At 50.3% G+C, this 15755-nt stretch carries 10 protein-coding genes and 1 pseudogene; all 11 read left to right on the forward strand.

The features are described 5' to 3' along the window. Positions 1-143: 143 nt before the first annotated feature. Positions 144-3344, forward strand: a complete 3201-nt coding sequence (locus R2103_RS03595; protein WP_317530162.1) for a TonB-dependent receptor — start codon at positions 144-146, stop codon at positions 3342-3344. Positions 3345-3489: 145 nt separating this feature from the next. Further along, the gene (locus R2103_RS03600) at positions 3490-3777 is read left to right on the forward strand and encodes a hypothetical protein (RefSeq protein ID WP_317530163.1); all 288 of its coding nucleotides are present in this window, start codon (positions 3490-3492) and stop codon (positions 3775-3777) included. A gap of 151 nt (positions 3778-3928) precedes the next feature. Beyond that, positions 3929-5530 carry a hypothetical protein gene (locus R2103_RS03605; protein WP_317530164.1) on the forward strand — a complete coding sequence of 534 codons (1602 nt, stop codon included), beginning with the start codon at positions 3929-3931 and terminating at the stop codon, positions 5528-5530. 300 nt (positions 5531-5830) lie between these two features. Then, positions 5831-6865 carry a phosphate ABC transporter substrate-binding protein PstS gene (gene pstS, locus R2103_RS03610; protein WP_317530165.1) on the forward strand — a complete coding sequence of 345 codons (1035 nt, stop codon included), beginning with the start codon at positions 5831-5833 and terminating at the stop codon, positions 6863-6865. A gap of 131 nt (positions 6866-6996) precedes the next feature. Continuing rightward, a complete protein-coding gene (pstC, locus tag R2103_RS03615; protein WP_317532050.1) occupies positions 6997-7959 on the forward strand; it encodes a phosphate ABC transporter permease subunit PstC in 963 nt (320 codons plus the stop codon). A 9-nt stretch (positions 7960-7968) separates the two neighbouring features. Further along, positions 7969-8808 (forward strand): phosphate ABC transporter permease PstA, encoded by an 840-nt coding sequence (gene pstA / locus R2103_RS03620; RefSeq protein WP_317532051.1) that lies wholly within the window; start codon positions 7969-7971, stop codon positions 8806-8808. A 14-nt stretch (positions 8809-8822) separates the two neighbouring features. After that, a complete protein-coding gene (gene pstB, locus R2103_RS03625) occupies positions 8823-9602 on the forward strand; it encodes a phosphate ABC transporter ATP-binding protein PstB (RefSeq protein WP_317530166.1) in 780 nt (259 codons plus the stop codon). Positions 9603-9734: 132 nt separating this feature from the next. Further along, positions 9735-10496, forward strand: a pseudogene (locus tag R2103_RS03630) (IS5 family transposase). A gap of 220 nt (positions 10497-10716) precedes the next feature. After that, the gene (locus R2103_RS03635) at positions 10717-11595 is read left to right on the forward strand and encodes a PEP-CTERM sorting domain-containing protein (protein ID WP_317530167.1); all 879 of its coding nucleotides are present in this window, start codon (positions 10717-10719) and stop codon (positions 11593-11595) included. 268 nt (positions 11596-11863) lie between these two features. Next, entirely contained in the window at positions 11864-14302 is a 2439-nt protein-coding gene (locus R2103_RS03640) for an ATP-binding protein (RefSeq protein ID WP_317532052.1), read from the forward strand. Between the two features lie 2 nt (positions 14303-14304). Further along, the gene (locus tag R2103_RS03645) at positions 14305-15462 is read left to right on the forward strand and encodes a cation diffusion facilitator family transporter (protein WP_317530168.1); all 1158 of its coding nucleotides are present in this window, start codon (positions 14305-14307) and stop codon (positions 15460-15462) included. Positions 15463-15755: the final 293 nt, after the last annotated feature.

Below are 15755 nucleotides of genomic sequence, written 5' to 3' on the forward strand. Positions count from 1 at the left end.
TGGCAACGCTGGAATCATTCCGCGTTGTCTTTCTTTTTATACCGCCTTAACAGCCACTCCGAGACGCTTTCCTTTTCGATTAACTGAGAATTGATCTTCGCATGCAGCCGATGCGCGTGTGGAGAGGGGGCTTGATACGCCAAATGAATACAAAACTAATAAAAATTTTCCGGATTTGCTGTTTCCTCGTAATTGCTTTGATCAATACCTCCGCCTGGGGAAGCGATGAAAAAGCCGAATTCTCAATTCATCTGTTTCAGAATGGATTGCCTATCGCCGATGCCGAGTTGTCGATCAATAGCGAATCGTTCGATAAATCCAGTGCGATCCTGATTTTTGAGGCGACTCCGGCTACCTACACTTGGCGGCCGGGTAGCGATGCGCCGTTGAAAACCAATGCGAGCGGCAGCTTGGCGGGGAAATTGCCGCCCGGGTTTTATCAATTCACCATCAATACAAAAGATCAGGAATTTACTTTCGATCTGCCGCTGCGCCCGGCGGAGAATGCGCAGATTCTCGTCACTTTTTATCCGGGCAAGAAGAAACCGCTGCTGAATATCGAAAGCTCGGTGGCGGGCACGCTGGCCGGATCAGCGGCCGGTGAGGGAAGGCGCGATCAAGGCGAAGGCACGATCTCGGTTCAAGTGATATCGGCGGAAACACAAAAACCCGTCAAGGATGTGCAAGTGTTTCTGAGCGGTTTGAAAGAAAAATTCAGAACCGACGAACAAGGCCAGATCACAACAACGGTTCCCGCCGGGAGTTACAGTGTTTCGTTACTGCACAATGCTTACAGCAGCCAGACGTTGGATGACGTGAGAATTGAGCAGGATCAGAACACGCCTTTAAGTTTTAAATTGACACCGGCGGGTGTCGAATTGGCCGAATATGTGGTGCTCGAACCTCACTTGGCGGGTACGGTGGCTTCGGTGATCGAGGAGCAAAGAACGGCAACCTCCGTGGCCACGGTCTTAGGTGCAGAGCAATTCAGCCGGGCTGGCGACGGCGATGCCGCCAGTGCGCTGCGAAGAGCTTCCGGGTTAACCTTGGTAGGCGGTCAATTCATTTTTATCCGCGGATTGGGCGAGCGTTTTTCCTCAACGCTGGTCAACGGCGCCGCAGTCCCCAGTCCGGATGCGACCCGGCGCGTTGTGCCGCTGGATCTGTTTCCGACCAATATTCTTGAAAGTGTGATGGTGCAGAAAACCTATTCGCCCGATCGTCCCGCGGAATTTGCAGGCGGTACGATAGAAATGCGCACGCGTGGCATTCCCGATGCATTTTTCTTCAACTTAAATCTGCAAACCGGCATGAACGACAATACGACGTTCCAGGATGGTTTGACTTATAAAGGGGGCGGGGCGGATTTTACCAGTTACGACGATGGCGCGCGTGCTCTGCCGGATTCGCTCGCCGATGCGACTAAGGATGGCGTGCCTATCAAACCGGCATCTGTTTTTAATCCCAGCGGATTTACACCCAAACAGATTGAGAAGTTTGGCGAGGATTTATCGGGCGTGTGGGATGTCGACCGGAAAAAACGCGCACCGGATACCGGTATGCAAGCATCGATGGGAGATAGTTTCACATTCGGTGATTTCCGGCTGGGGTATATCGCGGCGGCCGGGTGGAAACGCGAATTCAGGAAACAAAATGAAATCAACCGCGAGTTTGTCGCCGCCGACACCGGCGACGGCAGCTTGAGAAAAGTTCAGGATTTTCGTATGCAGCGCTCGTTGAGCGAGGTGCAGCTGACCGGTTATGCGGGCACGGAACTGCACTACAAAGAGGATCATAAGGTTTTTGCCAAAACGATGTTTCTCCGCCAGGCGTTCGATGAAGCCAGAATTTCTCAAGGATTCACCGATGCGGAGACCAATGATATCCGCAGAACACGGCTGAAGTTCTTTTCCAACCAATTGTTGATGACCCAAGTGGGTGGTGAACATCGATTCGACCGGTTGAAAGATTTGTCGATTAATTGGCTGTATACCAATGCAACCGCCAACCGGGAAGAGCCTAAAACGCGCGATTACCGTTTTGATTCCGATAGGCAAGGCAACTATTTCTTTGCGCAGCGCGCGGATAACAATCAAGTGATGTATGCGGACCTGGTCGATAAGGATCAGAGCTGGCGGGTGGACGGAAAACTGCCGGTGCAACCGTCGTTCAATCACAAGATTACTCTGGGAAGCGGTTTTATTACGCAGCGTAAGACCAGGGATTCAGCTATCCAACGCTTTAATTACTTTCCGGTCGGCCGGGATGGCTTCAGTTCGGCGGTTTTATCGCAATCGTCGCTGGAAAGCATATTGCGGCCGCAGTATATCGGCGCCAACGGATTCCAGTTGCGTGACGTGACGCGCCCCAGCGATAAATACACCGCCTCCCAGGATTTGTTTTCTTATTATGGGAAAATGGATTGGTTGATGTACGACCGGATCAACATTACCGGCGGGTTGCGCTGGGAAGACAATGATCAGAGAGTCAACACTTTCACGCTGAACAATACACCTACAACCGCCCAGCTCAAGCGCGTCGATATGCTGCCATCCGTGGTGGGCACGTTGTTCTTAACCGATAAGCAGCAGCTTCGCGCTGGTTTCAGCCAAACTTTATCAAGACCAGACTTCCGGGAATTGTCGGCAGCGCCTTTTACTGATATCAATACCAATCAGGAAACTGTCGGTAATCCCAATTTGAAGCAAACATCCATTACCAACTGGGATTTGCGCTGGGAATATTACTTATCGCCGACGGAAAATATTTTTGCCGGATTCTTCTGGAAAGATTTAACCAAGCCGATTGAGCTGGTTGCGGTGCCGGGTACCGCCGGTCTCAACACTTATCAGAATACCGATAAAGCGAACATCTATGGGTTTGAGCTGGAGCTACTGAAGAAACTGGATTTTGTCCATCCGGTGTTGCAGAACTTTTATGTTGGCGGCAACTACACGTGGTCGGCATCGAATGTGCAATTGAATGCCGATAATCTGAAAGCGCAAACGACCAACGACCGGCAACTGCAAGGTCATTCCGCGCAGATCGTCAATTTCCAGATCGGCTATGACAATCCGCAGTGGAAAACGCAGGCTACGTTGTTATACAACGTTTCCAGCAAACGTATTATGGCCGCCGGGGTACTGGGCGCGCCGGATAAATACGAACAACCGGTGCATCAATTGGATTTCGTGTTTAGTCAGAATTTATACAGAGGATTGTCGATGCAAGTTTCCATGCAAAATTTGCTCGACTCCGAAATCCGGATTACTCAAGGCGATGAAGTCACCCGGGCATTCCGCCGCGGGCGCTTTTTTAACCTCAGTGTGCGCCTGGCATATTGATAAAGATTCTCAGAACCGGCATTTCATGTGCAGCGGATAAAAGCTTGCGCCAATTCAGCCAGCATTAATTTTCCTCGGGTTAAAGTGGTATCCGGCAGCGGGAAGTTTTCCGCACGGACAAACTACTTTTTACGGGGATTCCATCATGAAAAAATTCTTCCTGGTGTTGGTTGCAATGGCATTGATTGTGTTGCTCAGCGGTTTTCGCGCACCCAACGGCAACATTATTTCCAAAGGCGAGTTAGCGGATAAATTGCTCATTAATATGGGTGAGCCGCATATCCGGATGGATTTGGGGCTGGTGCAGACCAGAGCTTTTGGCGGAATTATGTACATCAAGCGGGAAGTGTGGACCTACAAGATAGACGATTATAGCTATCGCTTCATTATCGAAAACGGACGAATCGTTGCGGATCATTGGACTAGGTTTTAACCGTTCGGATAATGATTCAAACGTTTCTCAAGGAAGTGATGTACTGCTGAGGGTTTGCATGATGACGACATATATTTTCATATGAACGTAATACCCCTGTCATGTTGGCTTGGTAGATTGGCTTACCTAAATAAAATTTTGAGGTAAGTAAATGATGTTCAAATCAGGTTCTATAAAAAAATTAATCGCGGCATCTGTTGCGTTACTGGGCACAGCCGCAATGAACGGGCACGCAGCAACCGCAACGTTTGATCCGGCAAGCGGTATTGTCAATTTACCTGTCGTGGAAGTATTGAGCGGCAGCACATCTTCATTCTACAGTGCGCAATTACAACTGAGCGGTGGCGAGCTGCAATTGATCGCAGCCAGTCCAATCGCAGCGACAACCGGACAGCGTAATGTGTTTGATTCCGATACCAGTGCGGTGCATGTTGCTTCGGTTACCGTCGGCGCGGATGATTTTTATGCTAAGTTAAAATTGGTGTCTGGATCCAATCCATTGCGTTTCACGGTGGATCAGCTGGTCAATAATGCATTCCAAGGCTGTCCAAGTTTCGCGGCGGCGGGTCCCAGTGCCGGTTCCTGTATTTTAAGCGGTGAGATTAAAACCAATGTGACGCTGACAAAAAATATCAACTGGATTCTATCGGGCGGTGTTTATGTCGGTGGCGATAACACGCAAAGCGCAACCCTGACCATTAATCCCGGTACCAAGATTTTTGGTGAAGCGGGCGCGGATTATCTGTTTATCCGGCGCGGTTCCAAAATCATGGCCGAAGGAACACCGGATAATCCGATTGTAATGTCCGGCCCATTGCAACAATCGCCCGGTGAGTGGGGTGGTTTGCTGATCGCGGGCAATGCGCCGATCAACGGTTGTAATGTAGGCGTAACACTTTGTGAGGCACCATTCGAGGCGATTACGTCGGAGTTTTTTGGCGGTAACAATCCAACGGAAAACAGCGGCGTGGTCAAGTATACGCAGATTCTTTTTGCCGGGTTTGCCGTACGTCCGGATGAAGAACTCAATGGCTTGACGCTCATGGGTGTCGGTTCGGGCACATTGATTAATTATGTGCAAGTGCATGCCGGTTTGGACGATGGCGTGGAAATGTTCGGTGGCACGGTACAGATGAAGCATTTGGTGCTGACCGAAAATCGTGACGATGCGTTCGATTGGACCAGCGGTTTCAAAGGCCGGGCGCAATTTGTTCTGGTGAAACAATCGCCTGGTATCGGTGATCGTGGTATTGAAGCGGACAACAATGAGAAAAACCACGACAGTCTGCCGCGCGCGCATCCCATTTTATCCAACTTCACCATTATCGGCCGCAATGATACCGGTGCTACCCAAGGCATCTTGCTACGCCGCGGAACGGCGGGAAATATTTGGAATTCGGTTATTACCGGATCACCGGTTTGTGTGCGCATCGATAGCGCTTCGACCTATGTTAATGCCGGTGCTCCAGGCAGTTTGACGGGTGAATTGACGATGCAGAACTCTTTTGCACAATGCGCCCAGAATTTTGCTAATGGCGACGGTGCCACATTCTCTGTGTCCGATTGGTTCTTGTCCCAATCCGAAAATAAAGCGGAAGATCCTCTGTTGGATGGTTATTTACCCAAAACCGGTTCACCACTGATATTGGGCGGAGCCGCAGTGAGCGATGCTTTCTTTGATGTGGTCGATTATGCCGGCGCGTTCAAGGATGCGAGCCAAGATTGGACCAAGGAATGGACCTTCCCGTTTTAACGGATACCCTTTGGAAATGTTGTCTACACTCCCCTCTATTAGTGTAGACAAAACCGCTTAACCCAAGCACTTTTACTGTTGAAGTGTCACAACGATCCGGGAGATCGGGGGCGTTCTGAATTGGGTTTATGTTTTTCTGCTGTTTTCACTTCTTCTCGTAGCACACCTCCCGGACACTGCCATCGGCAAGTTGTCCGGGAGGTTTTTTTATGCGAAATAGAACTGTCATCATCCTGTCATGCTGGCCGGTTAAGATTTTCATCCGAGACACACGCTATTGATTGATTGGGGGAATATAAGATGAAATTGCAATTCGGGCTGATGCTTGCTTCTGCGGCATTACTTTTTACCACGCATGCAGGTGCCGCCGATATCACCGGCGCAGGCGCGACTTTCCCCTATCCGGTTTACGCCAAATGGGCCGATGCCTATAACAAAGCAACTGGGATCCGGTTAAATTACCAATCCATTGGTTCCGGCGGCGGCATCAAGCAAATCAAAGCCAAGACCGTTGATTTCGGCGCTTCGGATAAGCCGCTGACAGTCGAGGAACTGGAGAAAAACGGTTTGACGCAGTTCCCCACCGTGATTGGCGGCGTGGTACCGGTCATTAACGTGGAAGACATGCAGGCTGGTCAGATCAAATTAACCGGAGCGGTGCTGGCAGATATTTTCCTGGGCAAAATCAAACGCTGGAATGATCCTGCGATTGCCGGTTTAAATGGCGATGTTAAATTGCCGGACAGCAATATTGCCGTGGTGCATCGCGCGGACGGTTCCGGTACTACATTTTTGTTTACCGATTATTTGAGTAAAGTCAGTCCGGAGTGGAAAGAAAAAATCGGCGCCGATGCTTCCGTGGCGTGGCCCATCGGTACCGGTGGCAAAGGTAATGAAGGTGTGGCCAATTTTGTGAGGCAAATCAAGAATTCGATCGGTTATGTCGAAGCGGCCTACGTTAAACAAAGCAAAATGAACTATGTGCAATTGCAGAATCGCGACGGCGCTTATGTCATTCCTGCCGAAGAGAACTTCAAAGCCGCGGCGATCAACACGCAGTGGAGCATGACCACGGGGTTTTACGAGATTCTGACCAATAAGCCCGGACAAGATAGCTGGCCTATTACCGGCGCTACTTTTGTCCTGATGCATCAATCCCAGGAAAACTCCGCGCACGCATTGGAAGTATTGAAATTCTTTGAATGGGCTTATGCGCACGGCGATGAGATGGCGTTGGCGCTCGATTACATTCCATTACCGGACGATATCGTAAAACTGATCGAGGATTCCTGGAGAACCCGGATTAAAGGCAAAGATGGCCGAGCCATTTACTAACCGGCTCAATAGCCCGCGGGAAACTCAAGATCAGAGACGGGATGTTGCTCAATGCCATGCGTAATCACCTTCTGCTAGCGGTTATCACAAAAATAAGCCTTACACGCCTGCAATCAGGCGTGGCAAAAACGATGCCCGCAACCCATACGGCAGCAAAATTGAACCGGCAACGGTTGCTCGATTGGGTATTCCGCAAAGCGGCCTGGTTTTTTACCGCGCTGGTTTTTGTATTGCTGGCGGCCTTGTTGCTTTCTTTGTTGATCGGCAGCTGGCCTGCGATGCAGGCGTTTGGTTTTGATTTTCTATTCAGTACGCAGTGGAATCCGGTCACGGAGAAATTTGGCGCGCTGGTGCCCATCATCGGTACGCTGGTTACGTCACTGATTGCGCTATCAATCGGAGTTCCGGTGAGCTTTGGTATCGCGCTGTTTCTGACCGAGCTTTCCCCTCCCTGGTTGCGCCGCCCCTTGGGAACAGCGATTGAGTTATTGGCCGGTATTCCCAGCATTATTTACGGCATGTGGGGCTTGTTCGTATTCGCGCCGTTTTTTGCGAAACATATACAACCAGGCATGCAGAGCACGCTCGGAGAAATAGCTGGGATCGGTTTTTTGTTTGAAGGCGCTGTGATGGGAATTGGCATGCTGACGGCCGGTATTATCCTGGCGATCATGGTGATCCCTTTTATTGCTTCCGTGATCCGCGATGTATTCGAGGTGGTGCCTTCAATGCTCAAAGAATCCGCCTACGCGCTTGGCGCGACCACGTGGGAAGTGATTTGGCATGTGGTTTTGCCCTATACCAAGAGCGGTGTGGTCGGCGGCATCATGCTCGGTCTGGGCCGCGCCTTGGGCGAGACGATGGCGGTTACTTTTGTGATTGGCAATGCGCACCAGTTGCATGCTTCTCTTTTCATGCCGGGTAATAGCATTGCTTCGGCATTAGCCAATGAGTTTACGGAAGCCGATGGTGACTTGTACACCGCCGCGTTGATCGAACTGGGTCTGATTCTATTTTTGATCACCTTCGTGGTATTGGCTTGTTCCAAAATTCTTTTATTGCGACTGAAAAAACGCGAAGGCGGGACTTCCTAGCGTGACATGATGATTCCGATTTATACCCGCCGCCGCATCGTTAATGCGATCAATCTGACTTTTTCCATGCTGGCGATGGCGTTCGGCTTATTCTGGCTGTTCTGGATTTTGCTGACGCTGTTCGACAAAGGATTGGACGGTATCAGCGTCGTTACTTTTACGCAGATGACGCCGTCGCCCGGCGATACCGGCGGCTTGTTGAATGCGATTGCCGGCAGTTTGGTCATGGTCACGCTCGCTACGCTGATCGGCACACCGATCGGTATCATGGCGGGTACTTACCTGGCCGAATTCGGCCAACATGGCTGGCTCGCTCCGGTTACCCGGTTTGTTAACGATATTTTGCTGTCTGCGCCTTCGATCGTCATCGGCCTTTTTGTTTACACGGTGTATGTCGCCAAGGTGGGGCATTTTTCCGGATGGGCTGGTGCACTGGCGCTTTCGTTGATTGTTATTCCGGTGGTCGTGCGCACCACCGAGGATATGCTGCGGCTCATTCCAAACAGCTTGCGCGAAGCAGCAATCGCGTTGGGCGCGCCGCAATGGAAAGTGATTACGCTGGTTACCTGGCGCGCTTCCAAGGTCGGCATCATGACCGGGATATTGCTGGCGGTTGCGCGAATCAGCGGGGAAACCGCGCCGTTGTTGTTTACCGCGCTCAACAATCAATTCTGGAGCGCGGACATGAACCGTCCCATGGCCAATTTACCCGTCGTTATTTTTCAGTTCGCCATGAGTCCTTACGAATACTGGCAGGAATTGGCCTGGACCGGCGCGTTGTTGATCACGCTGAGTGTGCTCGGGCTGAATGTTGCAGCGCGCATTTTCATGCGTAAGCGCGATTTTTAAAATTAAAAACTCAAATGACTATCAGCTTTTCACCATCCGATGTTTGCAAGATTTCCATCAACGATTTGAATTTTTATTACGATACGTTTCATGCGCTGAAGTCGATCAGCATGCAAATCCGGAAAAATAAAATCACCGCGTTTATCGGTCCTTCCGGTTGCGGGAAATCGACTCTGCTGCGCACCTTAAACCGCATGTATCAACTGTATCCGAGTCAGATCGCCCAAGGGGAGATTGTGGTGGACGGTGTGAATATTCTCGATAGGCAGCAGGATCTGAATATGTTGCGCGCCAAAATGGGCATGGTGTTTCAAAAACCGACGCCGTTTCCGATGTCGATTTTCGATAATGTGGCGTTTGGCGTGAAGCTGTATGAATCGCTGAATCGTTACGATTTGGCCGAACGGGTGGAGTGGGCGTTACAAAAAGCCGCGTTATGGGAAGAAGTCAAAGATAAATTGAATCAGAGCGGCACCAGCCTTTCCGGCGGGCAGCAGCAACGCCTTTGTATCGCCCGCACCATCGCGGTGAAACCCGAAGTGGTGCTGTTCGACGAACCGACTTCCGCGCTCGATCCGATTTCCACGGCGCGGATCGAAGATTTGATCTTCCAACTGAAGGAAGATTACACCATCGCGATAGTGACGCATAACATGCAACAAGCGGCGCGCGTCTCCGACTATACCGCTTACATGTACCTGGGTGAATTGATCGAGTTTGGCGATACCGATTTGATTTTTACGAAACCCAATGAGCGTGCCACGGAAGATTATATTACCGGTAAATTCGGCTAATTTACTTTTGAAGCACGAGCGGTAAGACATGGAAATTTAATCGCTGGTCACAGCTATCGATTTGTGGGCGAAGCAGGGTTACCCGACTAGATTTTACTAGGGCCTGTTAACGCTATTTGATATAATTTGGTGATGGAAATCACCGAAACTCAATATCAACAGATCGAGCACTGCCTGCCGCGTCAGCGTGGCAACGTCAGCCATTCCAATCTGCAAGTTCTCAATGCCATTCTTTACGTTGCCGAGCATGGCTGCAAGTGGCGAGGACTGCCCAAGCGATTCGGCAACTGGCATACCATCTATACCCGCATGAATCGCTGGGCAAAGAGTGGTGTACTGAGCCATGTATTTGGGCAACTTCAGCATCAGCAAATCATCCGTATCCGTATTGAAACTGTTTCGCTGGACAGCACCAGCATCAAAGTCCATCCCGACGGTACGGGTGCGTTAAAAAAAACGGCCCCCAATCCATCGGAAAATCTCGAGGTGGATGGACCACCAAAATTCATCTGGTTGCCGCAGATTCCAGAACAACCATAGGCTTTGCCCTCTCGCCCGGTCACGCCCACGATGCGCCAGAGGGCAGGCAGCTTTTGCTTTCCCTCGGTCCCGTCAATACGCCCACCTACCTGCTGATGGATCGTGCTTATGAGGGCGACCAAACCCGGCAACTGGCACTATTTGGGTTACATCCCGGTTGTTCCGCCCAAAGCAAATCGCTTGTCACCCTGGGAATACAACCGTGCCATGTACAAAAAACGCAACGAGATCGAACGATTGTTCAGAAGGCTCAAGGGATTTCGCCGCATCTTCTCCAGGTTCGATAAGCTCGATGTCGTCTTCATCTCCTTTATCCACTTCGCTCTCATCGTCGAAGCAATCAGATTGTGTTAACAGACCCTAGTACATGTGTACTAATAAAAAGGGAGAAATGCTCTATGTACTTAAGCAGTTACAAAACTATAATGAAGCACGTTGTTAATGCGGTTATGTATCAATTTTGGGTTTGTAGAATTTTTAGAGTGGCATAGAAGCGTATGTGATTAAAGTTGGCTTTGAGCAAGAATATGAATAGTCAGTTTTGTATAGCAGCCTTAAATTTACGGAGTAAGTTATGAAATTCCAATTGAAAAAGAATTACCTTGCACAAGTAGTTGCAATTGCTTTGTGCAGTACATTTGTTACTGCGGCACAAGCTGCGCCCGTTACGATTAGCGGTTTTGGCACTACCTCGGCCAGGATTGACGATGCCGGTTATTTTTCTCCATCCGGCGCGCTCGGTTTGAGCTTTATGGGCAGAGAGTATGTTAACCACGGCACTTTTGCATCCAACTGGTGGTTGAATGCCAATGGTGCTTCGGTTGCAATCGCTGATGAAGTGACTGGAAGTAATCCATTGAGTTCTTCGGCTTTTGCCATCGGTAGCAGTATTGCGGTCGTTACCAATATAGCGGGCGGCGGCGGTGGCTGGAGCATTGTTGAAACGGTAAGTATACCAACGAGCGGTCACGTTGCTGTTAAAGTGCAACTGACCAATAACACCGGTGCTACGGCCAATCATGTGCAGTGGGGTGTTGGCATTGACCCGGATCAAGGCATTCCCGGCGGAGTTGGATTCGGCACGACTAATGCAATTAACGGATTAGGAAATCTTTCTTCCGTAACTGCAAAAAGTTTGGATGGATGGGCATTAACACTGCATAACACGACCAGTGCTTCAGCATTTGCAATAGCACCATATATTGACCCTGTTAACTGCTGCAGTCCGGTTGATCCTGCTGTGATGCTGGCCGCGGCCCAAGGAATCGGCAACTACGGTTTTGCCGATCATTCCATCAATTTGGCTTATGATTTGGGTACTATCGCGAATCATCAATCCGTGAGCTTCGGTTACGAATACGTTATGGCCGTTCCGGAACCTGAAACCTATGCTATGTTGCTGGCAGGTCTCGGTTTGATTGGTTTCTCAGCACGCCGTCGCAGAATGATGTAATCAGCGGTTAATCTGTAATACCAAAAAACCACGGAGAAGTTTTATTTCTCGGTGGTTTTTTGCTTTTCAAGCATGCTGCAATGCTGAATTAAACCTCGTTTCTTCAGAAAAATGCTTCATCTTTTTGTTCCTGGATTTTAATTCGATTCTGAACCGGTATTACCAATCAACCCGCCGGAATGATTGGCTTGCGTTACGCAATGGTTTCTAAATGAGTACAATAGCGGATCGGCGTAATCTCACCGCTGCAACCGTCACTAATCCAAACATGTCAATCAAACCACTAGATTCTTCTCATTTACGCATTACCATCGACCCGGCCTCACTGGGGTTTTCCGATACCTCGGAGTTGTTACAGCAGCCGTTATCCTGGATTGGTCAGGAGCGGGCGGAAGCGGCTGTTCGTTTTGGTCTCGGCATGATGCAGCCGGATTACCATTTGTTTGTGTTGGGAGAGGCGGGGTCGGGGCGTTCTTCTTTATTGCAACAAGCGATGACGGCCGCGGCGGCTGATAGGCCGGTGCCTCCGGATTTGTGTTATCTCTACAATTTCATGTCACCCGAGAAACCGCTGGCTTTGCATTTGCCTGCCGGGCAGGGGCGTTTGTTGCGTCAGGCCATGCTGCAATTGGCGAAATCGCTGCCGTCCGAAATCACGCAATGTTTGAGCGGACAGGATTTCAAGATCAAGAGTGACCGGCTGGAGAAAAAATTCAGAGCCGAAACGAGCCAAGCGTACAAGAAACTCGACAAGTTTGCGGAATCGTTGCATGTCACTATTCATCGGGAAGATGAACAGATTTTGTTCACCTTGCTGGATGAAAAAGGGGAAATTCTGACAGCGGAAAATTTACTGAAACTGCCCAAAGCACACCGGGTTGAAATAGAACAAACGGAACAGGCGTTGCGCGAAGCAATTGCGGTTTATTTCGAAGCATTCCAACGGATCGAGAAGGAAAAAGACGCGGCGTTAGCGGCATTGCAGCGCCTTATCGTGCAACCCTTGCTGAATCTTGCGTTGCAGAAAATTTTAGCGGTGTTGCAAGAAACGCTACATGAGGAGCGGCTCAACACTTTTTTCACGCAGGTGGAAGCGGATATTCTCGACAATCTGGCGTTGTTTGAGACGGATAATGTCGATGAAGAGAAACGACAAACGGAACTAGATCGGATTTTCTCCCGCTATCGGATCAATCTGGTTGTGGATAACGCTGATCTACCGGGAGCGCCGGTCATTATCGAAGATAATCCGTCAGCGTATGCCTTGTTTGGCAGTATCGATTATCAGTTTGAGAACGGCAAACTGAAAACCGATTTTATGCGCATCCGCGCTGGTAGCTTGCTAAAAGCGCATGGCGGTTTTTTGATGTTGCATGTGGATGATTTGCTGACGGATGGTTCATTGTGGGTAAAACTGCGGCGCTTTTTGCGCAGCAAGCGGTTGCAAATTGAAGAACCCGGTTCGGCATGGACTTCCAACTCACCTATATTCCTTGAACCCGAAGCGGTCGACGTGAACGTTAAAGTCATTCTGGTCGGATCAAGGGAAGAATATTACGACTTGCAGGAAATCGATCCTGAATTCATGCGCCGCTTCCGCGTGAAAGTGGATTTTGCCGGGAGTTTTATCGCGAGCATGGAAACTTATCATGCATCGGCTGTGTTCGTTGCGCATGCCTGCGATACGGCAAAATTACCGCATTTTTCCGCAGCTGCGGTCGCGCGCTTATTGGAAGAATCGCACCGGGAAGTGGAGGATCAAAAACGCCAGAGTGCAATTTTTGCCCGCACCGAGATGCTGCTGCTGGAGAGCGCGGCGCTGTGCCATGCCCGTCATGGCAGGTGCGTGGAAGTAGCGGATATTTCCGCCGCGCTGCAAGCACGCAACCTGCGTCATAATTATCCGGATTTGCGCTTACAGGAGGCTATTGTCGAAGGTGAAATTGCCATCGCATTGCAAGGCGAAGCCACCGGTCAGCTCAACGCGCTGACGCAGATTGATTTGGGCGATCATAGTTTTGGTACGGCGGTGCGTCTTACCGCGCGTACTTTTGCCGGTGAGGATGGTGTGTTGAATATCGCCCGCGAAGTGGATATGTCCGGGCCGATTCACGATAAGGGCATGCTGATATTGCAGAATTACCTGACAGGTTTGTTTACCCATCTGGCGCCGTTGGCACTGAGCGCATCGATTGTTTTTGAGCAGGAATATACCGGCATCGAAGGAGATTCCGCTTCCTGCGCGGAATTTTACGCGCTGTTGTCGGCGCTGGCGGAACTGCCGCTGAAACAAAGTATCGCGGTGACCGGCGCATTGAATCAATACGGTGAGGTGCTGCCGGTGGGGGGCATCAATGACAAGATCGAGGGTTATTTCAAGTTGTGTGAGAAAACGGGCTTAACCGGCGAACAGGGTGTGTTGATTCCGTATCAGAACCGGCAGCATTTGATGCTGGATCAGAAAGTGATTGCGGCGGTTGAAAAAGGCCAGTTTGCAATTTACACGATGGAGCATGTCATGCAAGGACTGGAACTGCTCACCGGTTTACCATCGGGTAGCAGTGAATCGGCGCAGATAAACGGCTATTCATACGGTACCGTTCTCGGTCATGCGCAGAAAACATTGTTGGTTTTCCGCCGCGCTTGCCAATCGACGCAACACCCCAGGACCGAACACCGGCGGCTGCCATCCCGGGCGGATAAATAGCCGTGCATTCATCTTCCGATCCGGCCAACCGGCAGCAGCGTTACCGGGAAGTGCGTAAAGTCACGCTCGTCGGATCGGCGGTGGATTTTGTCCTGGGTGTTGCAAAAATCGTTGTCGGGTGGTTTGCCAATTCACAGGCATTGATTGCCGATGGTATCCATTCGTTATCCGATTTGCTGACCGGATTCATCGTGTTGTACGCCGCCAAACACTCGCACAAGAGCGCCGATGAAGTGCATCCCTACGGTTACGGACGGATTGAAACGCTGGCAACGGTCAGTCTCGGTATCGTTTTGAGCGGCGTTGCGATCGGTATTGCCTATGAAGCGGTTAAACGGCTCAACGATCCGGCAGTGGCGTTGGATTTCACCCTATTGGCGCTGTTGATTGCGTTGTTATCGGTGATTTCGAAAGAGTGGATTTATCGCTATACGATGTCCGCAGCGCAGCGTTTGCGTTCGGATCTGTTGATGGCCAGCGCGTGGCATAGCCGCTCCGATGCTTTCTCATCGATTGTGGTATTGATCGGCATTAGCGGTGTGATGCTCGGTTACCCGTATTTGGACGCGGTAGCTGCCGTGGCGGTGGCTGCCATGATCGCCAAGATCGGTTTTGGCTTGGTGCGATCGAGCACGCTGGAATTGATCGATGTCGCGCTGGATCCGGAAAAAGTCAGCGCGATCCGGCAGCACATTCACGCCGTGCATGGCGTGCGCTCGATTCATACGCTGCGGACCCGGAAAAGCGCCGGGAGCGCTTTCGTCGATGTGCATATCCAGGTCGATCCCCGTTTGAGTGTCTCGGAAGGTCATCAAATCGGCGACAGTGTCCGGCGGCGTCTGCTGCAACACGTGGAAGAGGTGACCGACGTGACGGTGCATATCGATCCGGAAAATGACGAAACCGGTTCGCCCTGCAACGATTTGCCTTCACGTGAGGCAGTCATCGCCGGACTCAAAGAGCGTTGGCCGCAATTACCGGCTGCATCGGTTGAAGTGATAACATTGCACTATTTGTCCGGCGCGATCGATGTGGAACTGGATTTGCCAATTGAGATTTTGCGTAGCACTGACGAGGCTAAATATCTGGTGCAGGAACTCAAACAGGCTGTTTCCGCGTTGCCGTATATCAATGCAATACAGGTACGATTTAAGGTTTGATGGGCTTCTGTATTCACTGCATCGTTAGATTAACGCTTGTTTTTTCACTCTAATCGTGACGCTGATACAGGCGTCGTCGATTATACTGGGCTGCAATACAATGATTCAAATGATAAGTATTGTTATTCAGATGATCTGGAGCGGCTTTTCATCACCTTAAATTATCCTCGGAATGTTCTTGCAAAATGAGGCCGGTTCACTGAATATTATAAGCAGGATGTAGAATGACGTTATTGGTTATTAAGGATTACAATTCACCTGGCCTAGGAGGTGAATAAGGCAGAGATAGGGTG

The sequence above is a fragment of the Nitrosomonas sp. Is24 genome, assembly GCF_033063335.1.
Lineage (GTDB): Bacteria > Pseudomonadota > Gammaproteobacteria > Burkholderiales > Nitrosomonadaceae > Nitrosomonas.

What these genes read in the sequence shown, in the direction of transcription:
- R2103_RS03595 (WP_317530162.1), top strand. Translation starts at nt 144, where the DNA reads ATGAATACAAAACTAATAAAAATTTTCCGGATTTGCTGTTTCCTCGTA.
- R2103_RS03600 (WP_317530163.1), top strand. Translation starts at nt 3,490, where the DNA reads ATGAAAAAATTCTTCCTGGTGTTGGTTGCAATGGCATTGATTGTGTTG.
- R2103_RS03605 (WP_317530164.1), top strand. Translation starts at nt 3,929, where the DNA reads ATGATGTTCAAATCAGGTTCTATAAAAAAATTAATCGCGGCATCTGTT.
- pstS (WP_317530165.1), top strand. Translation starts at nt 5,831, where the DNA reads ATGAAATTGCAATTCGGGCTGATGCTTGCTTCTGCGGCATTACTTTTT.
- pstC (WP_317532050.1), top strand. Translation starts at nt 6,997, where the DNA reads ATGCCCGCAACCCATACGGCAGCAAAATTGAACCGGCAACGGTTGCTC.
- pstA (WP_317532051.1), top strand. Translation starts at nt 7,969, where the DNA reads ATGATTCCGATTTATACCCGCCGCCGCATCGTTAATGCGATCAATCTG.
- pstB (WP_317530166.1), top strand. Translation starts at nt 8,823, where the DNA reads ATGACTATCAGCTTTTCACCATCCGATGTTTGCAAGATTTCCATCAAC.
- R2103_RS03635 (WP_317530167.1), top strand. Translation starts at nt 10,717, where the DNA reads ATGAAATTCCAATTGAAAAAGAATTACCTTGCACAAGTAGTTGCAATT.
- R2103_RS03640 (WP_317532052.1), top strand. Translation starts at nt 11,864, where the DNA reads ATGTCAATCAAACCACTAGATTCTTCTCATTTACGCATTACCATCGAC.